This is a genomic window from Streptacidiphilus sp. MAP12-16 (genome assembly GCF_041262165.1).
Taxonomy (GTDB): domain Bacteria; phylum Actinomycetota; class Actinomycetes; order Streptomycetales; family Streptomycetaceae; genus Streptacidiphilus.
Genome location: NZ_JBGCBY010000007.1, coordinates 245,165 through 263,902 on the forward strand (window position 1 = coordinate 245,165; position 18,738 = coordinate 263,902).

Here is an 18,738-nt window from a genome sequence, read left to right on the forward strand (position 1 = left end):
GCCTCGGCCGTCACAGCGTCACCGTCCGCTGCTCGGTGGCCGAGCGACGCGCGGCCTCCAGCACGGTGAGCGCGGCGACCGCGTCCCGTGCGTGGACCGGCACCGGCGCCCGGCCGTGCAGCGCCTCCACGACCTCCGCGTAGTAGCGCTGGTAGGCACCGGGCTTCGTCGGGTGGGGCGCGGCCTCGTCCCCTGCGCCGAGCAGCCCGTAGGCCTCGGGCGGGGTGACACCCCAGCCCTCGTCCTCAGGGGTACGGCCCTCGCGCAGCGCCGCCTCCTGTCCGTCCAGGCCGTAGCAGACATATGCGCTGCTGCTGCTGAGGACCCGGAAGCGCGGGCCGAGGCTGGCCGCGACCGCGCTCATCCACAGGTGCGAGCGGATGCCGTTGGCATGCCGCAGTGCCACGAAGGAGTCGTCGTCGGCCTGGGCGCCGGGGCGGCGGCAGTCCACCTCGGCGTACACCTCGATAGCCGGGCCGAACAGCGTAAGCGCCTGGTCCACCAGGTGGCTGCCCAGGTCGTACAGCAGCCCGCCGGCCTCGGCCGGGTCGCCCAGCTCGCGCCAGCCGCCCTTGAGCTCGGGGCGCCAGCGCTCGAAGCGGGACTCGAAGCGGTGCACCTCGCCGAGGGCGCCCGAGCGCACCAGCTCGGCGACGGTGCGGAAGTCGCCGTCCCAGCGCCGGTTCTGGAAGACGCTCAGCGGGAGGCCCCGCTCCTCTGCGAGCGCGGCCAGTGCCTCCGCCTCGGCTGCGGTGGCGGCCAGCGGCTTGTCCACGACCACGGCGGAGCCCGTTTCCAGGGCGGCGATGGCGTGCGCGACGTGGGTGCGGTTGGGAGACGCGACGACCACCAGGTCCAGGCCCTGGAGCCACAGCTGTTCCACGCTGTCCAGCACCAGGGCGTCCGGATGCTCGCGCTTGACCTGCGCTTGGCGCTCCGGGTTGGCGGTGACGACGGCGGCGAGTACGAGGCCGGGAGTGGTGGAGATCAGCGGGGCGTGAAACACCGAACCCGCGATCCCGTAGCCGATCAGTCCGACACGAAGGGGGGAGGAGGTAGCCATGCCTCTAGTTAAACAACAGTGTGGATTAAGTGGCAAGCTCCGGCATACTGAACCGATGGCCAACCTCACCGCGTTGCGTGACCACAACACCGCCGCCGTCCTCGGGCGGATCCGCATCGCCGAGGAGATCAGCCAGGTCGAGCTGGCCGCAGCCACCGGACTGACCGCGCAGGCCGTCAGCAAGATCGTCCAGCGACTCGCCGCGGAGGGCATGATCACCGCCGCCGGGCGCGGCCGCTCCACCGGTGGCAAGCCCCGCACCCTGCTGCGCCTGGTGCCGCAGGCCCGCTGGGTGGTCGGCGTGCAGCTGGACCGGAGCGGACTGACCCTGCTGCTGGTCGACCTCGGCGGCCGGGTCGAGAAAGCGGTGACGCTCCCCGTCGACCCGCGCAGCGCACCGCGGGAGGTGATGGACCGGCTGGCGGAACAGGTCGAGGCACTGCTCGCGCCGATTCCCCGCGAGCACGTCCTCGGCGTCGGCGTCGCCTGCCCCGGCCCGCTGGACCAGCGGACCGGCGTGCTGCACCAGGTCACCGGCCGTCCCGGCTGGGACGGCATATCCCTGCGCGCCGAACTCGCCGCCCGACTCGGCCTGGCCGTCGCCGTCGACAAGGACACCACTGCGGGCGTGCTCAGCCAGCCCGGCTCAGCGGACCGCGCCTTCGTCTACCTCGACGACGGCCTGGGTGCCGGACTCGTCCTGGGTGGACGGGTGCAGCGTGGCGCGCGCACCAACGCCGGCGAGTTTGGCCACCAGGTGCTCGATCCGCTCGGGCCGCACTGCGCCTGCGGGAGTCGGGGCTGCCTCGAGGCGCTGTGCCGCGCGGCACTGGCGGCAGCCGACCAGGACCGCGCAGCCGACCTCCTCGGCGAGGGCGTCGCCAATCTGGTCCGGCTGCTCGACGTCGACGAGGTGGTCCTCGGCGGCAGGGCCGTGCTCGCCGCCCCGGAGAACTACCGCACCCGCGTCGACGCCGTGCTGCAGCAGCGGCTGCCCGACCCGCACTGGCAGCAGGTCGCCGTCTCCGTGGCCCGCGCCGGGAACCGGGCCGTGGCCCTCGGCGCGGCCGGACTCGTCCTGGGCCCGCTCTTCGGCGAGGGCGAAGCGGACGCGCTGACGCCCCGTCGGTAGGAACGGGACGGGTCGCCGCCGTCACGCGCGGACGACGCCGAGCCGGACGGCTGGAGTCAGCGCCGGACGCAGGTCCCGCGCTTCCCGATCAGGTGAGCGGGGAAGAGCTCACGGCATGGGGATGACGGCGAACGACGCCTCGGGCGCTATCGGCCCAGGCCGTAAGGATCGGCGTGCGTGGTGCGCGATGCGTGCGGGATACGCGGCGTGCGTCTGGGGCCTGGTCTTCGCGCTGATCAGCTTCTACTGGGGGTGCGGCGGAACGCTCGGGCTGGACACCGTCGGCGGGACCATCGAGCAGCAGGCCCGCGCCCACGAGGTGGGGATCCTCGTCGTGGTGTGGATCGTCGGACTGCTGAAGGTCGTGGGCGCGGCACTGGCGCTCGCGCTGGTCCGGCCACAGCGAGTACGGCCACCGGCCCGACTGCTCGTCTTCGCGGGCGGCTTCGCGGCGGCGCTGCTGACGCTGTACGGCGCGTACGGGGTGACCGGGGGCGCGCTGGTCGCGGCCGGCGTGATCAAGCCGACGACGCCCGTCGCGTGGAAGCCGCTGTGGTGGCACCTGTGGGTCTGGGACATGTCCTTCCTGCTCTGGGGTCTGATGTTCGCGGGCGCGGTCTGGTACTTCGCCCGGCGTGGACGCCGACCGGCCTTGTAGCGCGCCGTACATGTCGCTACGCTCGCCGGTATGAAGCAGCTGAACGTGCGCCTGGACGACGAGACGGCGGCCCACCTCGAGCAGCGGGCCCAGGCCCTCGGCATGAGCCTGCCGGAGTTCGCCCGGACCATCCTCGCGCAGGAGGCGGACGAGCAGCGGGCCCGATTCCTGACCGCTGCCGCGCACTTCTCCCAGACCTGGGGACCGGCCTTCGAGGCGGAGTTCGGTCCGTACCCCGCCAACCCCGCCAGGGCGAAGGACGGGCGGAGCGCCGCGTGATCCTCCACGTGGACCGCGGCTGGCTGCTGGACACCGCACAGCAGTTCCTTCCGGCCGACCCCGACGTCACCGACTTCGGCACGCTCGCCGCAGCTGTCGCCCGGCACGCGGACGCGGTCATGGACGTGCCGGTGTACGCCGACGTCCACCACCGCGCGGCGGCGCTGATGCACCAGCTGGTGCGGGTGCCCGCGCTGGATTTCGCCAACGAGCAGTTCGCGGCGGTCGTGGCCGCCTCCTACCTCACCGCTTCCGGCGTGGTGGTGGTCGCCGAAGCCAAGCAGGCCGTGGAGCTGGCCCTGCGCATCCGCGACGGGCAGGCCGACGTCCGCCAGTGCGCCGAGGCCATCCGTACCTGGTTCCGCTGATACGCGGTTCCGCTGACAACTGTTCCGCCGGCACCGCATGGCACCGAGGCGGCGCGGGAGAGGGGCCCCTGCGCCGCCGCGGTGCGGTTGGCCGACTCGGTCAGCCGTGCACCTATCGGTCAGCCGTGCAGGTAGACGATGCCGAGCTTGGTCAGCTGCCACAGCTGGCCGTCGGCTCCGGTGTCGGACTGTAGCTCGGTGACCGGGTTTCCGGCGGAGTCGGTGGCGGCGGAGGTACCGAGGGTGACGACCATGCCGGTGCTCTGGGAGTCGGCCACCTTGTAGAGGCCGTTGCCCGCGGGCTCGAGTACCCAGTGCTGGTTGCCCTGGCCGTTGCAGCCCCACTGTTCGATCCGCGTGCCGGCCGCGGTGGAGGCACCGGTGGCGTCCAGGCACATGCCGCGGTTGCCGCTGAAGTCCAGCTCGTAGCTGCCACCCGACTTGGCCTCGAAGACGAAGGACTGGTTCAGCCCGCCGTCGGCCGTATAGGTGATGGCGGGCCGGCCGTTGGTGCTGTCGCCGTAGCTGCCGCCGCCGGAGATGTCCAGCACCTGCCCGGTGGCGTGATTGGTGAGCTGGTACCAGGCGCCGTCCTCGGGGACGTCGTTGAACGGCTGACCGGCCGTCAGCGGCTCGATGGTGGTGCCGTCGGCCTGGTCAAGGGTGCAGTACGCCTCCTGCTGGACCGGGGCGTTGTAGAACTGGCCCAGGCAGGCGCCCTCGCCCTTGTATCCGGCGACGCGCAGGTGGAACGACTGCCGGATCTCGTTCTCGCACAGGCTCAGGATGCCGATGGAGTAGTCGCAGCCGTTGCGGGTGTTCTCGCTGAGGTCGATCACGTCGCCGTTGGTGTACTCGTACGGCGAACTGGTCATCTCGGCGCAGACCTCGTGGCCGTAACTGACCCGGCGCTGGTCCAGGAAGCGCACTCCGGGGACCGCCTCGGCGGCGGTCCGCAGCGCGTCCTCGAGCTGGGGCACCACCCAGTTGTGGCCCCAGGCCATGTCCTCCGGGAAGGCCGGGCAGCCCTGGGCGACCTTGGTCGCGTAGAGGTTGCTGCGGATGTCCGGAGTGAGCGGGGTGAAGTAGGACTGCATCACCAGCTGGTAGTCGCCGTCGGCGTAGCCGGCGTTGCGCATGGTCTGCCGGACGTCGGTGAGCGCGGCCTGGATCTTGGGGATGACCGCTTTGGCGCGGGCCGCGATGGTGGCGCTGCCGATGGTGTCGCGGCAGCCCTGGGACTTGGGGATGGGGAAGTACTGCCCGAGGCAGCTCTCCATGATTCCGCTGAAGTCGAAGTCGTCGTTCGCGCCGATCGTGACGACCACCATCTTGACCTGGTACTTGGCGGCGGTCTGCGCCAACTGGACGTCCTGCTTGGGCTCGCCGAAGTCCCCGCTGCCGGGGCCGGTCGTCTTCGCCAGGGTCGGGTCGCTGGTCAGGTCCCCGGTCTGGGCTCCGGAACAGGCGAGGTCGACGGCGGTGACGCCGGACAACCCGGTGTCGTAGATCTCCGAGAGCGGGTGACGGTGACAGTAGTTCTTGGGGCCGTCGGTTCCGGCGAAGTAGCCGTCGCTGGTGTCCGTGCCCGCCCCTTCGCCGGAGATGGCGCTGTCGCCGAGGGCGACGATGGCGGGGGTGCGGTCCGCTGTGCCGGCGGCGACCGCCGGCGCCGGGGTGCCGGCGACCGCAGGCGTCCCGGCGAGGCCGAGCGCTGCGATGACGGCGGCCGCGGTGAGGACCGCGGCCCGGGAGAGTGCTGATCTGGTCACGCGTAGCTCCTGTGAAAGCAGGGGAACCGCCCGGTGGGTGGACCGGGCGGCGCGGAGCGGGAGAGCAGCGTTGATCGGCCTCAGATGCTAGGTACCAGCGGGTAACAAAACAAGAGCGGTGCTCATATTTTCCGAGCATGTCAAAAGTGGGGCAAGGCCCTTCCTGATCCGCTCAGTTGAACGCCAGCGGTATCTTCGGCCGGCGCTTGCCGCCAATGGGCAGGTGCCCCTGCAAGGGAATCGGGGAATCATGGGATCAGTGGATCTGCCGCGCGCGCCACGGCCCCGCGCGCAGCGAAGAGAATATTCTGGACTGTCAGACACCTGGCCGTGAGGGCGCCGTGAAAGGCTGGTCCTGCACATGATCTCCGTCAGCGGCGTCGAGTCCACCGAGTGCTTCGTGGGTGACGCGGACCGGCCGCGCCAGGTACTCCGGGTGCGTCTGAAGCGCTCGCTCAGCCGCGCGGGCACGGTGCTGGTCAGCGGGTCCGGCGTGAACGGAGCGGCCGTGATACCCGCCGGGCGCGGGCGGGCGACGGTGGAGGTCGCCGTCGAACTCTCCGACCAGCGGGCGCCGGGCGACACCGTCGCGGTCGACGTCCTCGCCACCGGCGACAGCTCCTCGTCCCGCGCCCGGGGAGAGCTGGTCGTCGCCGAGCCGGGCTGGACCATGTACCTGGTCTCCCACTTCCACTACGACCCGGTGTGGTGGAACACCCAGGCGGCCTACACCACCACCTGGGAGCTCCAGGGCAACGACGGCAGCACCCGCCCGATCTGGGAGAACAACGGCCTCAACCTGGTGCGCGCCCACCTGGAACTGGCGGCGAGCGACCCCGACTACACCTTCGTGCTCGCCGAGGTCGACTACCTCAAGCCGTTCTGGGACCTGTACCCCGAATACCGGTCGGTCCTGCGCGACCTGGTCGCTGCCGGACGGGTCGAGATCATGGGCGGAACCTACAACGAGCCCAACACCAACCTCACCGGCTCGGAGACCACGATCCGCAACCTCGTCTACGGGATCGGCTACCAGCGCGACGTCATGGGCGCCGACCCGCGGACCGCCTGGCAGCTCGACGTGTTCGGCCACGACCCGCAGTTCCCCGGCCTGGCCGCGGAGGCGAGGCTGACCGGCTCGTCCTGGGCGCGCGGTCCATTCCACCAGTGGGGGCCAATCCTGACCCGGTTCAACAACATCGGCGGCGACGCCCGCAGCATGCAGTTCCCGGCCGAGTTCGAATGGCTCTCGCCGTCCGGGCGCGGCGTGCTCACCCACTACATGCCCAACCACTACTCGGCCGGCTGGCGGTTGGACTCGGCCGCGACCCTGGACGAGGCGGAGCAACGCGCGTACGAGCTGTTCCAGGCGCTCAAGCCGGCCGCCGCGACCAGGAACACGCTGCTGCCGGTGGGCACCGACTACGCGCCGCCCAACAAATGGGTCACCGAGATCCACCGCGACTGGAACGCCCGCTACCTGTGGCCCCGTTTCGTCTGCGCCGTCCCCCGCGACTTCTTCCGGGCCGTCCGCGCCGAGCTCGACCGGCGTGGGGAGGCACCCAGCCCGCAGACCCGGGACATGAACCCGGTCTACACCGGCAAGGACGTCTCCTACATCGACACCAAGCAGGCCCAGCGTGCCGCCGAGACCGCGGCCACCGACGCCGAGAAGCTCGCGACCCTCGCCGCCCTGCTCGGCGCGGGACGCTACCCGCATGCCGCCCTGGACAAGGTGTGGCGGCAACTCGCCTTCGGTGCGCACCACGACGCCATCACCGGCTCCGAGTCCGACCAGGTCTACATCGACCTGGTCACCGGCTGGCGCGAGGCGCACGACCTGTCCGTCCACGTACGGGACCTCTCGCTGGCGGCGATCCTGGACCAGGTGGACACCACCGGCGCGGGCGTCCCGCTCACCCTCACCAACACCCTCGCCTTCCGTCGAACAGACCTGGCCCGGGTCACGGTCACCGCCCCGGGCACCGACGCCGGAGTGCGGCTGACGGACGATCAGGGCGCGGACGTACCCGTGCTGGTGGAAGCACGCGACGGCGCCCGGGTGTCGATCGCCTTCGTCGCCCGCGACGTCCCCTCGATGGGCTGGCGGACATGGCGACTTCACTTCACCGACCGGGACGACGCCGTGTCGCGGTGGCAGCAGCGGCCCGGACCCGCGGAGATAGCCAACGCCTGCTTCGAGGTGGTCGCGGACCCGGAGCGCGGCGGCGCGCTGTCGGTCATCCGCGAACGCGCCACCGGGCGGGACCTGCTGCGAGACGGGGGCGCCGGCAACGAACTGCGCCTCTATCACGAGTACTCGTCCCACCCCCAGTTCGGGGAGGGCCCCTGGCACCTGGTCCCGTCCGGACGGGTACTGAGCTCGGCGGACGCCCCGGCCGACGCGGTGCGCGTCGAGCACAGCCCCGCCGGGCAGCGGCTGGTCGTGACCGGCACCCTCGGGGAGGTCCGCTACGAGCAGCGGATCACCCTGTGGCACGGCCTGGACCGGCTGGACCTGCGCACCCGCGTCCTCGGCTTCGACGGCGCCGACCGGCTGCTCCGGGTCAAGTTCGCCTGCGAGGTGCCCGGTGCGCGGCCCGTGTCCGAGGTCGCGGGCGCGGTCGTCGGCCGCGGCTACGGGCTCGTGGACGTCGACAGCGCGCGGGCGCCGTGGACCCTGGACAACCCCTGCAACACCTTCTTCGCCCTCAGCAGCACCGCCCACCTGCGCCTGGCCACGCCGGAGGGAGTGCCGCTCGCGAGGACGGCGCTGGGCATCGCCGAAGTGGTCGTCGCCGACCTCGCGGACGCCGCCCGCGACGCCCGCGAGCTGGTCGTCGCGCTGGCCCGGGTCGGCGTCACCGCCACCACGTCCACCGCCGACGGAGCCCGCTACGGCTGGCTGCACGTCGACTCCAACCTCCCCGACCTCCGCATCGTCCTCGGCGGCCCCGAAACCAACCCGCTCGCCGACGAGATCCTCCGGCAGGCAGACCCCCAGCACCGCAAGGAGCTGCGACGGCAACTGGCGGACCGCGGAGCCGCCAGGCTGCTCGTCCCCGGCGCGAGCAGCGTCGAGGACGCCTGGGTGCCGAACGCCGACCTGCGCGACCCCGGCGCACTGCCCGCCCTGCTCATCGCCGGGGCGGACCCGGCCCGCCTGGCCGCCGAGATCGCCGCCGTCGCCGCGGAGTTCGGCGCGGAAACCGCCGCCGACGCCGTGGTCGCCGCAGCCGGTGCCGCCGACCTCGGCGCGCTCAGCCTGCTCGACGAGCACACGGTGGGGCTCCTCAACCGCGGGCTGCCCGGTTTCGCCGTCGATCCGCAGGGCGGGATGCACCTTTCCCTGATGCGTTCCTGCACCGGCTGGCCCTCGGGAGTCTGGCTCGACCCGCCGCTGCGCCGTGCCCCCGACGGCTCCGCGTTCCAACTGCAGCACTGGACCCACGACTTCGACTACGCGCTGGCCTCCGGAGCCGGGGACTGGCGGGCGGCGGATCTGGTCTCGCGCGGGCACGAGTTCAGCACGCCGCTGCTGGCCCGGGTCGGTGCCCCCCACCCGGGCAGGCTGCCGGACCGGCACTCGCTGCTGTCGGTGACCCCCGAGCGCCGGGTCCATGTTCAGGCGCTCAAACCGGCCGGGAACCCGCACGCGGTCGGGATCTCCGCGACCGAGCGAACCCGCGCCGGGGTGACGGTGCGTCTGGTCGAGACCACGGGTCTGCCGGTCACCGCCACGGTGAACAGCCATTTCGGCTGGGCCGACGCCTACGAGACGGACCTGCTGGAGCAGGAGCGACGGACCCAGATCGGCACCGGCGGGACGGGGGGAACCGGGGGAACCGGTGCGACGATGCGCCTCGAACTCGACGGCGCGCGGATCGCCACCGTGCGCGGAGTGCCCGGGGACGGCGCGGACCCGGCGGGCGGCGAACTGCTCGGCGTGGGCGCGGAGATCGCCCAGCCGGTGTACTGCCGTTACTGGTTGCACAACCGGGGGCCCGCCCCGATGGGCTTCCTGCCCGTCAGCGTCACGGTCCGGGACACAGTTCACCGGATCGCCCCCGGTGCCTCGGTGACCGTAGCCGTCACAGTTGCGAGCCACCTCGCCGACGAGCGCTTCGACACCACGCTGCGCGTCCTGGCGCCCGAGGGCTGGGCGGCCGATCCGGCCCTGCGGCCGCTGTCACTCGCGGCCGACGGCCACACCGTCTTCCCGCTGACCCTGACCGTGCCTGACGATGCGTCACCCGGGCTGTACTTCGCCCGGATCCAGCTCCCCACCGGCGCGGACGTCCTCGAGGACGTGGTGACGCTGCTGGTGCCGGGCAGTGCGTCCGACGCGATCCTGCCGCCGCCCCCGGACGTGAGGGGCCGCCGCCGTAACCCGGTCAAGGGCACCGGCTCGAACGAGGCGCGACCGGTCGGACTGGAGCTGTCGGCCCTCACCCGGTCGCTCGACCTGGCACCGGGCGAGTGCGGGACGCTCGCCGTGGCCGCGCGCAGCCAGGCCGCGAGCGAGATCGCGGGCGAGGCGATGGTGGCGGGCCCCTGGGGCACCTGGGGTCTGGTCGGGCCCTATGCGCAGGGCTTCCGGGTGGCACCCGGGGAGTCGTCGCAGATCCGCTTCGCGGTCCGGGTGCCGGCCGACGCCGAACCGGGCACCTGGTGGGTGATGGTGAAGCTGATGTGGTTCGGGCGGGTGCAGTACAGCGCGTCCGTGCCGCTGCGGGTGCGTGTGCGGTGAACGACACCGCGGCGGTGACGACCCGTACCCAGCAACTCGCGGAGTACATCGGCTGGATCGACAGCGAGCCGGTGCCCCGGGCCCTGCTGGACGCGCGGCTCGCCGCGCTGCGCGGGGGACCGCTCGCAGCGGCGCTGCCGGTACCCGGCAGCCGCGAGGGGCGGCAACTGGTCCGCTGGACCGCCCACGCCCTGCTGACCGAACAGCTCTGCGCCCAGGAGGCGGCGCGGCGCGGCCTGGACACCTCGACGCCGGTGGAGCTGGACGCCCTGGGCGCCGTCCAGCTCGGCTCGATCACGGCCATGGCCTGGCGCTCGCACCCCGCCGTCAGCGCGGTCTTCCGCGCGGATTTCGGCGGCGCGGATTGCGGCACTGAGCGTCTGGCTGGACAGCGCGGGTCCGAACCCACCGCGGCACCCCGGTGGCACCTCAGCCTCGCCTCCGGCCCGACCCCCGCTGCCGCGCGTGGCGCACCCCTCGCCTCGATCGGCTGGAGCACCCTGCAGGACCTGCCGCCGGAACTGGCCGCAGCCGCCCGATCGGCCGCGGTCGGCCACCCGGTCGGGCCCCTGCGCTCCCGCGACACCTGGCACAGGCTGCGCGTCGACGCCCTCGGGCCGGCCGCCGCACCGGTCCCGGCGCCCACCCTGGCACCTTCCGGCCCTGACCTGCGGGCCTTCGCGCGCTGGCTGGACCTGCGCCGGGCGCAGTCCGTGCGCGTTGCGCCGGGGTTCGAACACCCCGGCGATCCCACCCAACCCGACCACACCCACCGGCACTGAGCGGGCGCATCGCCCCGTCATGTCTCCTACATGTCTCGTAGCGGTGGGGGTTGGTCGGGCCTTCCGGCTTCGCGCCCGCGCGACGGCCCCGAGGTCAGTTGATTACGCCGACCCGCTGTCGGCGGAGGCGCCCGCGCTGACAGAGGCACCGCTCATCCGCGCGAGCACCTGGAACAGGGCGGCGATGTCGCGCCCGCCATAGCCCTGCTCGCGTGCCTCGCTCAGGATCTCGTCCGTGGTCGCCGCCGCAGGTAGCAGCACACCGAGGGCCTCGCCCGCCTGCAGGGCGAGGCGGATGTCCTTCTGCATCAGGAGCACGTCGAACCACGCCTCCTCGGGCAGGTCCAGCATGAGTGGGCTGCGCGCCTTCACGGCCGGCGAGCCGATCGCGCTGGCCGCCATCGCTTCGGCCGCCAATGCGGGATCGATTCCAGCACGTTCGGCGAGCAGCAGGCCCTCGCTGAAGGCGAGTGTCTGGGCGCCGAGGCTGATGTTGATGGCGAGCTTCAGCACGAGGCCCTGACCGTTGCCGCCGACGTAGGTGATCATATGGCCGAGTTGCCGCAGCAGCGGCTCGACCGTACGGAAGGCGTCCTGCGGGCCGCCGACCATGATGGCGAGGCTGCCGTCCTCGGCGGCTGGGACGCTGCCGGAGACGGGGGCGTCCAGCATGTTCGCGCCGAGCGACCGCACCCGCTCCGCCAGCTCGCGGCTGGCGTGCGGGCTCACAGTGCTCATGTCGATGTAGATCTTGCCCGGGCCGAGGCCCGCCAGGATCCCGTCCGGGCCCGTGGTGATCGTGTCGAGCGCGGTGTCGTCGGCCACCATGCTGACGATGACGCTCGCCGCTTCGGCCACGTCGCGCGGCGTGTCGCGCCACCGCAGGCCGCGCTCGATGAGCCCGGCCGCCTTCGACGCGGTGCGGTTGGTCCCGTACACCTCGTGGCCCGCGGCGACCAGGCGGCCGGCCATCCGGCCGCCCATCGCCCCGAGGCCGATGAATCCGATCGTGGTCATCGTCCTTGTCCTTTCGGCTTCCGTGTCCCTGTCCGGTTCTCGATCTCATTCACATCCTCGTCGGAGAGCTCCGACCCCGCCCCCGCAACGATCGGCCACTGCCTTGAGCCGCCGCCCGACGAGCAAAACTGAACGTGTAGTTTCTAAAATGCCCCCACGGCCCTCCCGCTACCCCCCTTCGATCGAAGAAGCCGGCACGTTTCCAAACCGGGAGTACAGTATTGTTTCCGAACCAAGAGTTCAGTATTGTGGAGCGGTGAGCACACCCAGGCAGGTCCCCAGCACGACGGCACGGTCCGCAGCGGCATCACCCGAAACGGAGCTCTCGCCGCCGCGCCGCCCGGGACGGCCCCGCAGCGAGCGGGCCCGCCAGGCGGTGATCCAGGCCGCCTCGGAACTGCTGGACGAGGTCGGTCTGCGGGCGACGACAGCGGACCGGATCGCGGCGCGCAGCGGGGTCAGCAAGGCGACGATCTACAAGTGGTGGCCGAGCAAGTACGCGGTCGCGGTGGACGCGTTCCTGTCGGAGATGGCGGGTACGGCGCCGGCGCCGGACACCGGCTCGGCACGAGAGGACTTCCGGCTGACACTGCGGGGACTGATGCGGTTCTACTCCGGTGCGAGCGGACGCGTGTTCGCCCAGCTGGTAGCGGAGGCGCAGACCGATCCGGCGGTCGCCGCCGAGCTTCGTGACCACCTGGTCGCCGAGCGCCGGTCCCTGGTCGCGCCGATCTGGCAGCGCGGGGTGGCCCGAGGTGAACTACCGGCGCAGGTCGATCCCGAGGTGGGCCTGGACCTGATCTTCGGCCCGGCGATGTACCGCCTCATGGCCGGGCACGCCCCGCTGACCGATACGGCTGCGGACGCGATCGTGGACGCGGCGATGTGCGGCCTCAGTCGCTAGTTGATGGATGATCACGCGGAATGACGGGCTGCGCACGAGCGTCGGCTCGGAAGCGGAGGTGAAGTGGAGATGGACACGGCTCGGGAGTCCGACGCCGACCGGCGCCGCCACTGGCGGGACCTGCTCGCGAGCGAGCGGGACGCCGAGGCGCTGTACACGCGGCTGGCCGAGGCCGACTCGGGCGAGCGGCGCGAGATCTTCGAAGAGCTCGCCCGCATCGAGCGCAGGCACGCGGCCCACTGGGAGACGAAGCTGCGCGACGCAGGGGCGGAGGTGCCACCGCCCGGGCGGCCCAGCCTGCGCACCAGGCTCCTGAGCGCAGTCGCGCGGCGGGTGTCGACGCAGACGGTCCTCCCGATGATCGAGCGCACTGAGCGCTCCGACGCCGGCGTCTACGACCGCGATCCCGACGCCGCACCGGGTATGGCCGCGGACGAGCGCGGGCACGCCCGCACCCTGGCCAAGCTGGTGGAGGGTGGCAAGCCCGATCCGCGCGAGCAGATCGCGCACCGCGAGGGCTGGCACCGAGGCGACCGCTCCGGGGCGCTGCGGGCCGGGGTGTTCGGGGTCAGCGACGGCCTCGTCTCGAACACCGCCCTGGTCATGGGCTTCGCCGGGTCCGGCGCCTCGCACAGCGCGATCCTGCTTGCCGGCGTCGCCGGGTTGCTGGCCGGCTCGTTCTCGATGGCGGCGGGCGAGTTCGTGTCGATGTCGAGCCAGCGCGAGATGTACGAGCGGGAGATCTCGCTGGAGGCTCGGGAACTCGAGGAGAACCCGGAGGAGGAGCAGGCCGAACTCGCTCTGCTCTACCGGGCCAAGGGTCTGGGGCGGGCCGAGGCGGAGGGCGTCGCCGACCGGATCATGGCTGACCGGACGGTGGCACTGGACACGCTCGCCCGCGAGGAGCTCGGCCTCGATCCGGACGCGCTCGGATCGCCGTGGTCGGCTGCGGGCTCGAGCCTGCTGGCGTTCGCGCTGGGCGCCTTCGTGGTGGTGCTGCCGTACCTGATCGGCGCAGGCACCGCGGCGCTGCTGACCGCTGTCGGCTTGGCCGTGCTCGCGATGTTCGCCGTGGGTGCGGGGATCGGCGCGCTCAACGGGCGCTCGGTGTGGCGCTCGGGCGTCCGGCAGGTGCTGGTGGGCGCGCTGGCCGCGGGCGTCACCTACGCGGCGGGCCGCGTGATCGGCACCTCTGCGTCCTGACCGGCTTCCCCCGGCCCGCGTCCTCTCAGCGCTCGCTCGGGGGCAAACCCACATCCTGGCCCGCACGGGATCGAAGAAGATCGCGGATGATGCAACGTCATGGGGCTGACGGTGCGTCTTGTTGCGTGGGGGGCTGTGGATATGGATGTCGTCCATCGCGCGGCAGTGCGGATCGGCCCTCCGGGCCGCGCGGGACGTGAGAGCAAGGACATCGACAGTGACGTATGCACTTCGGAGGCGCCTTGCCTCCGCCGCGATAGTCGCGGGTCTTCTCGCCGCCGGGGCGCCGACGCTGGCCGCGCCCGCGTTCGCCGCGCAGCCGGCGACGGCGCGGTCGACCGCGGCGCAGTCGCCGCTGGACGCCCTGACCCGCGCGACCGAGGTCCGCTACGCGGACGCGCACTGGAGCTGGACGGCGTGGAACGACAGCACGCCGGTCGCCTTCGGCGGGGACCAGCCCAACTACCAGTGCGCGGAGTACGTGGCCCGGTCCCTCGCCGCGGCGGGGCTGATACCGGGGCTCGGACCGGACGCTCCGCAGAGCGACTACTTCACCTACGCCGCGCCCAACGGCAAGGTCTACGACCTGCTGCTGATCTCCGACCTGCCGCAGTACCACAACCTCTATGACTACCTCATGGACAGCGGCATAGGAAAGGACATCGGCGACCATCCGGAGCAGGCCCTCCCCGGTGACATCGTCGTCACCTACGCGGGCCCCGGGGGGACCAAGAGCCACACCGGCCTGGTCGCCCAGGCCGCGACGGACACCGCCGAGGCGACGGTGGACGGCCACAACCACGCCCGACTCGACTACGGGTACCACTACTTCGCGCCCTCGCACCTGGTGCAGCTGGTCCCGAACGCCCTGATCGAGGTGTGGACCTGGGCCGCCACTCAGGAGGCGCACGGCATTCCCAAGCCGACGCCGTCCGCACCGGCCGGACCCTCCGCGCCGCGCACGCAGCTCGGATCCAACCCGGGCCTGTTCGACCCGGCCGGTCCGCAGGTCTGACGTTCCATGCGCCGGGCCCCGGCGACACCGTCCAGGTGTCGCCGGGGCCCGGCGTGGTTCAGCTCGGTGGTGCTTACGGGTAGTTGACCAGCTTGGCGACGCTGTTGCCCGAGTTGGAGGGTCCGCCGGTGGAGTTGACGATGTGGCTGATCGTGCCCACGCCGCCCAGGGAGACCGTCACCATGTCATGGAGTTTCACCCCGGAGGTGTTGGGCACCTCGATGGCGTGGTCGGCCACGATCGAGTTGTTGACGTTGAAGTAGCAGTAGACGCCCAGCCCCCATCCCTCGTGGCTGGTCACTCCCGCGGCCACCTTGTAGGCGGCGTAGCCGTTGGTGCTGCCGTTCATCCAGCTCGACTGGTTGGGCGGGTCGTACGGGAGCTCGTTCTGGAGGAAGTACGTGCGCCCGCCGTTGCCGTTCCACAGCACTGCGTAGTTCTGGTAGTGCTCCGCCGCCAGTCCGTACATGGTGACGTTGGCGCCGTTGACGACCAGTCCGTTCGCGGCGGTGTTGGACGTCCAGCCGACGCCGCTGCCGTGGTCGGCGCGCCACAGCCAGAAGTCGTCACCGACCACGTTGTTGCTGTTCACCTGGACACTGACGCTCGCCTTTCCGACGGCGGCACCGCCGATGCGGGCGAAGACGTCGGACAGGACGGTCGGGTCGGCGGAGTGGTCCGCGCCCGAGCCGGTCGGCCCGACCTGGAGCAGGACGGGCGAGTTGGTCGTCCCGGCGTCGAAGAGCAGACCGCCGATGCGGACGCCGCTCACGTCGGCCGTGGACATCGCGGTCACGCCGTTGTCGGCCTCAAGCGTGGCCAGGCCGAGACCCAGCACCACGGTGTCGGCGCGGGTGATCCTGATGGTGTCGGTCAGGTGGTAGACGCCCGGTGTGAACAGCAGGTTCTTGCCCGAGGCCAGCGCCGCGTTGATGGTCGCGGCGGTGTCGGCGGGCTTGGCGATGTAGAACTGGCTGATCGGCAGGGAGGTCCCGGGCGTCTGGCCGCCGGCCCAGGTGGTGCCGCTGCTATTGGTCTGGTCGGACGGGACGAACACCTGGTAGGCGCCGGACGAGTCGACGTAGAGGTACGGCTTCTCGGCGATCGTCGGGGTCTGGGCGACCGTGGTGTACGGGGGGCTGGGGAAGCTCGTCGCGGGGGCGTTGGTGTCGCCCACGAAGACCATGTTCCAGTTGGACCCGGTCCAGCTGCCCCACTGGTCGTTGCGCGACAGCCACTGCTGCTGGCTGCCCGAGTTGACCTGCCCGTCGACCTGGGAGTCGCCGAGGAAGCCGCCGCTGGACCAGCCGCCGTTGTCGTCGAGCACCATGTTGCCCTTGACGTGCACCCTGCGCATCGGCGAGGCCTGCGAGACCGCCCACTTGGTGGTCCCGGACGAGGGGTTGTCGGTCAGGTTCTCGACCGAGCGCCAGAAGTTCTGGGTGGCGTTGCCGCCAAACCACTGCGCGTCGGAGTTGACCCCACCGCCGTTGATCGTGGTGTCGTTCGGTGACTGGCCCAGGCCGAGCACCTGGGTGTAGTAGCCGACGTTGACGCTCACGTTGTAGGAGCCGGGCTTGAACAGCAGGGCGTAGCGCTGGGTGCCGAACTGGTTGCTCTGCTGCGCGTTGTCGATGGTGTCGAGCTGGCTCTGGATCGAGGCGCTGGACATCGACGGGTCGAAGGTCAGCACGTTCGGGCCCAGGTCGGGGGTGCCCGGCGGGGGAGTGGATCCGCCGTTGGCGGACAGCGTGAACGACTGGGCGGCGGTGCCGTTGCAGGTGTACTGCTGCAGTTGCACGCCGTCCGCCGTCGAGGCGCTCGGCGTGTCCAGGCACTTGCCGCTGTTGCGGTTCACGAAGTGGTAGCCGCCGCTCGACTCCGCGACCGGCAGCCACTGCTGGTTGTTGCCGCCGCCGTACGTCCACAGCTGGATCAGTGCGCTGTCGGCGGTGGACACGTTGGTCACGTCCCACACCTGGGCGGCGCTGCCGGCGCTGCCGACCTGGAAGTAGCCGCCGCTGGTCGCCGTGAACGTCCACTGCTGGGCGGTGGTGCCGTTGCAGGCGTACTGCTGGACGGCGGTGCCGTTCGCGGTGGCCGCCGCCTTCGCGTCCACGCACTTGCCGCTGTTCGCGTTGGTGACCGTGTACGTGGTGCCAGACGTGACCGGCGTGGCCGCTGCCGACGCCGAGGGGCTCATGGCGAACGCGAGGCCACCCGCCACCAGGGCTGATACTGCTGCTCCCGCGACAGCGACATTCCGCCGCCGCAGGCGTGGTGCTTTGTGCATCTGTTCCTCCGTCATTCGAGCACTACCGGTGCGAGTGCTCAACTGGGCAAGTTCCACTGCTGGTTGGCGGATCCGGCGCAGTCCCAGATCTGCAGTCGGGTGCCGTTGGCGGAGCTGGGTCCGGTGGCGTCGAGGCAGCGTCCCGAGGCGGGGTTGAGCAGGGTGCCGTTGCTCTGGTGCTTCCACTGCTGAGCGCCGGTGCCGTTGCAGTCGTACAGCTGGACCTGGGTGCCGTTGGCGGTGCCCGCTGCGGTGATGTCCATGCACTTGCCCAGCGCCTGGAGCGAGCCGTTGGACGCGACCGTCCAGCTCTGTGCGGCGGTGCCGTTGCAGTCGTAGAGCTGCACGGCGGTGCCGTTGGCGCTGTTGGCCCCGGCGATGTCCACGCACTTGCCGCCGTAGCCGGTGATCTGGCCGGTCGCCGTGCCCCCGCCGCCGCCCGTACTGCCGCCGGTCAGGGCGTTGAACGTGCTGGAGAACTGGTACGCGCTCTGCGATGTGCCGCTGCAGGTGTCGGACAGGGTGCCGTTGCTGGAGCACGCCTTGTCCCGGCCGAGCGCCCAGAACGACAGCTCCTGAATGCCGTTGGCGGCTGCGAAGCTCTCCAGGGTGGAGGCGTTGCCGGTGCTGAAGACCTCGTTGGTGGAGTCGTTGACTCCGATCATCGGGGTGTTGCCCTCCATCGCCCACAACTGCGCGGAGCTCTTGGTCGTCCAGATCTGACCCAGCTGCGAGTGCAGCGCGCTCGCGGCGTTGACGGCGGCCTGGCCCATGTCCATGGAGGCGCCGTAGTCCATGGTCATGATGTTGACCAGATTGACGTTCAGGCCGTGGCTCTTGGCGTTGTTCAGCAGACTCAGCGAGTTGGAGTCCAGGCCGGTGGGGTTGACCGGCAGGGTGTAGTCGACGGCGAGGGTCTTCCCGCTCGCGGCGTACTGCTGCTGGAGGTTGGCCAGCGCCTGGTTGCGGCGGTCGTTGGCGGCGGTGTCGTTGAGCGGGGCGCCTTCGATGTCCAGGTCGATCCTGGTCAGGTTGAGGGTGTCGATGACCCGCTGGTACTGCGCCTGCAGCGAGGAGACCGACGTACACGCCTGGCCCAGCTCGGTGCCGGAGGCCCCGCCGAAGGAGGCGATGACGTCGCCGCCGGAGGCGCGCAGGCTGTTGATGGCGCTGGTCCAACCGGCGTCGCTGATCGAGGTGTTGCCGTTGAAGGTCGCGTTGCAGCTGCCGTCGCTGATGACGAAGGCGAGCGAGAAGTACTTCAGGCCGGTGGCGGACTGCGCCGCGGCCATCGCCGAGGGGGAGGCCCAGGTCTCGACGTAGGGTGCGGCGTAGTGGGCCGGGAAGCCGGGACCGGGGTTGGCCGCGGCGTGGGCGGTGGCGCTGCCGCCGAGCAGCAGGGCCGTCGAGGCGAGCGGGATGGCGGCTGCCGTCAGCGACTTTCGGGTGCGCGAGCTAGGGGTGTGCGAGTCGAGTCGGGGCATAGCTGTCCTCCAGGAGGA

At 71.5% G+C, this 18,738-nt stretch carries 14 protein-coding genes; 9 read left to right on the forward strand and 5 right to left on the reverse strand.

Going from position 1 to position 18,738, the window contains the following annotated elements; all coding sequences use genetic code 11:
• Positions 1 to 10 precede the first annotated feature (10 nt).
• Positions 11 to 1,063: a Gfo/Idh/MocA family oxidoreductase gene (locus ABIA33_RS11880; RefSeq protein ID WP_370080240.1), complete on the reverse strand. Its 1,053-nt coding sequence runs from the start codon at positions 1,061 to 1,063 to the stop codon at positions 11 to 13.
• 55 nt (positions 1,064 to 1,118) lie between these two features.
• Between ABIA33_RS11880 and ABIA33_RS11885 the strand changes: the two genes are divergently transcribed.
• From ABIA33_RS11885 to ABIA33_RS11900, 4 genes are all read left to right on the forward strand, one after another.
• Positions 1,119 to 2,195: an ROK family transcriptional regulator gene (locus ABIA33_RS11885; RefSeq protein WP_370080243.1), complete on the forward strand. Its 1,077-nt coding sequence runs from the start codon at positions 1,119 to 1,121 to the stop codon at positions 2,193 to 2,195.
• 187 nt (positions 2,196 to 2,382) lie between these two features.
• Positions 2,383 to 2,853 (forward strand): DUF3995 domain-containing protein, encoded by a 471-nt coding sequence (locus tag ABIA33_RS11890; RefSeq protein ID WP_370080245.1) that lies wholly within the window; start codon positions 2,383 to 2,385, stop codon positions 2,851 to 2,853.
• 30 nt (positions 2,854 to 2,883) lie between these two features.
• Complete coding sequence (locus tag ABIA33_RS11895) at positions 2,884 to 3,132, forward strand: ribbon-helix-helix protein, CopG family (protein WP_370080247.1); 249 nt, start codon at positions 2,884 to 2,886, stop codon at positions 3,130 to 3,132.
• Complete coding sequence (locus ABIA33_RS11900) at positions 3,129 to 3,500, forward strand: fic family toxin-antitoxin system, toxin component (RefSeq protein ID WP_370080249.1); 372 nt, start codon at positions 3,129 to 3,131, stop codon at positions 3,498 to 3,500. Before ABIA33_RS11895 ends, ABIA33_RS11900 begins: the two co-directional genes overlap by 4 nt.
• 119 nt (positions 3,501 to 3,619) lie before the next feature.
• Here the strand turns inward: ABIA33_RS11900 and ABIA33_RS11905 are convergent, their stop codons facing one another.
• On the reverse strand, positions 3,620 to 5,272 hold the full coding sequence (locus tag ABIA33_RS11905) for an RICIN domain-containing protein (RefSeq protein WP_370080251.1): 1,653 nt from the start codon (positions 5,270 to 5,272) through the stop codon (positions 3,620 to 3,622).
• A gap of 361 nt (positions 5,273 to 5,633) precedes the next feature.
• Between ABIA33_RS11905 and ABIA33_RS11910 the strand changes: the two genes are divergently transcribed.
• Both ABIA33_RS11910 and ABIA33_RS11915 read left to right on the forward strand, forming a co-directional pair.
• Positions 5,634 to 10,022 carry an NEW3 domain-containing protein gene (locus ABIA33_RS11910; protein WP_370080253.1) on the forward strand — a complete coding sequence of 1,463 codons (4,389 nt, stop codon included), beginning with the start codon at positions 5,634 to 5,636 and terminating at the stop codon, positions 10,020 to 10,022.
• Positions 10,019 to 10,804 (forward strand): hypothetical protein, encoded by a 786-nt coding sequence (locus ABIA33_RS11915; protein ID WP_370080255.1) that lies wholly within the window; start codon positions 10,019 to 10,021, stop codon positions 10,802 to 10,804. Before ABIA33_RS11910 ends, ABIA33_RS11915 begins: the two co-directional genes overlap by 4 nt.
• Before the next feature lie 102 nt (positions 10,805 to 10,906).
• Here the strand turns inward: ABIA33_RS11915 and ABIA33_RS11920 are convergent, their stop codons facing one another.
• Positions 10,907 to 11,821 carry an NAD(P)-dependent oxidoreductase gene (locus tag ABIA33_RS11920; RefSeq protein WP_370080257.1) on the reverse strand — a complete coding sequence of 305 codons (915 nt, stop codon included), beginning with the start codon at positions 11,819 to 11,821 and terminating at the stop codon, positions 10,907 to 10,909.
• A 256-nt stretch (positions 11,822 to 12,077) separates the two neighbouring features.
• Here ABIA33_RS11920 and ABIA33_RS11925 point away from each other — a divergent pair, with 256 nt between their 5' ends.
• From ABIA33_RS11925 to ABIA33_RS11935, 3 genes are all read left to right on the forward strand, one after another.
• Positions 12,078 to 12,725 carry a TetR/AcrR family transcriptional regulator gene (locus ABIA33_RS11925; RefSeq protein WP_370080259.1) on the forward strand — a complete coding sequence of 216 codons (648 nt, stop codon included), beginning with the start codon at positions 12,078 to 12,080 and terminating at the stop codon, positions 12,723 to 12,725.
• 69 nt (positions 12,726 to 12,794) lie between these two features.
• The gene (locus ABIA33_RS11930) at positions 12,795 to 13,928 is read left to right on the forward strand and encodes a VIT1/CCC1 transporter family protein (protein WP_370080261.1); all 1,134 of its coding nucleotides are present in this window, start codon (positions 12,795 to 12,797) and stop codon (positions 13,926 to 13,928) included.
• A 217-nt stretch (positions 13,929 to 14,145) separates the two neighbouring features.
• The gene (locus ABIA33_RS11935; RefSeq protein WP_370080263.1) at positions 14,146 to 14,943 is read left to right on the forward strand and encodes a hypothetical protein; all 798 of its coding nucleotides are present in this window, start codon (positions 14,146 to 14,148) and stop codon (positions 14,941 to 14,943) included.
• Positions 14,944 to 15,016: 73 nt separating this feature from the next.
• Here ABIA33_RS11935 and ABIA33_RS11940 read toward each other — a convergent pair whose 3' ends face one another.
• A complete protein-coding gene (locus ABIA33_RS11940; protein ID WP_370080265.1) occupies positions 15,017 to 17,236 on the reverse strand; it encodes an RICIN domain-containing protein in 2,220 nt (739 codons plus the stop codon).
• A 38-nt stretch (positions 17,237 to 17,274) separates the two neighbouring features.
• Positions 17,275 to 18,720: a ricin-type beta-trefoil lectin domain protein gene (locus tag ABIA33_RS11945; RefSeq protein WP_370080267.1), complete on the reverse strand. Its 1,446-nt coding sequence runs from the start codon at positions 18,718 to 18,720 to the stop codon at positions 17,275 to 17,277.
• Between the last annotated feature and the right edge of the window lie 18 nt (positions 18,721 to 18,738).

Coding starts and splice junctions, on each gene's coding strand:
- ABIA33_RS11885 (WP_370080243.1), top strand. CDS start 1,119: ATGGCCAACCTCACCGCGTTGCGTGACCACAACACCGCCGCCGTCCTC.
- ABIA33_RS11890 (WP_370080245.1), top strand. CDS start 2,383: ATGCGTGCGGGATACGCGGCGTGCGTCTGGGGCCTGGTCTTCGCGCTG.
- ABIA33_RS11910 (WP_370080253.1), top strand. CDS start 5,634: ATGATCTCCGTCAGCGGCGTCGAGTCCACCGAGTGCTTCGTGGGTGAC.
- ABIA33_RS11930 (WP_370080261.1), top strand. CDS start 12,795: ATGGACACGGCTCGGGAGTCCGACGCCGACCGGCGCCGCCACTGGCGG.
- ABIA33_RS11920 (WP_370080257.1), bottom strand. CDS start 11,821: ATGACCACGATCGGATTCATCGGCCTCGGGGCGATGGGCGGCCGGATG.
- ABIA33_RS11895 (WP_370080247.1), top strand. CDS start 2,884: ATGAAGCAGCTGAACGTGCGCCTGGACGACGAGACGGCGGCCCACCTC.
- ABIA33_RS11880 (WP_370080240.1), bottom strand. CDS start 1,063: ATGGCTACCTCCTCCCCCCTTCGTGTCGGACTGATCGGCTACGGGATC.
- ABIA33_RS11945 (WP_370080267.1), bottom strand. CDS start 18,720: ATGCCCCGACTCGACTCGCACACCCCTAGCTCGCGCACCCGAAAGTCG.
- ABIA33_RS11940 (WP_370080265.1), bottom strand. CDS start 17,236: ATGCACAAAGCACCACGCCTGCGGCGGCGGAATGTCGCTGTCGCGGGA.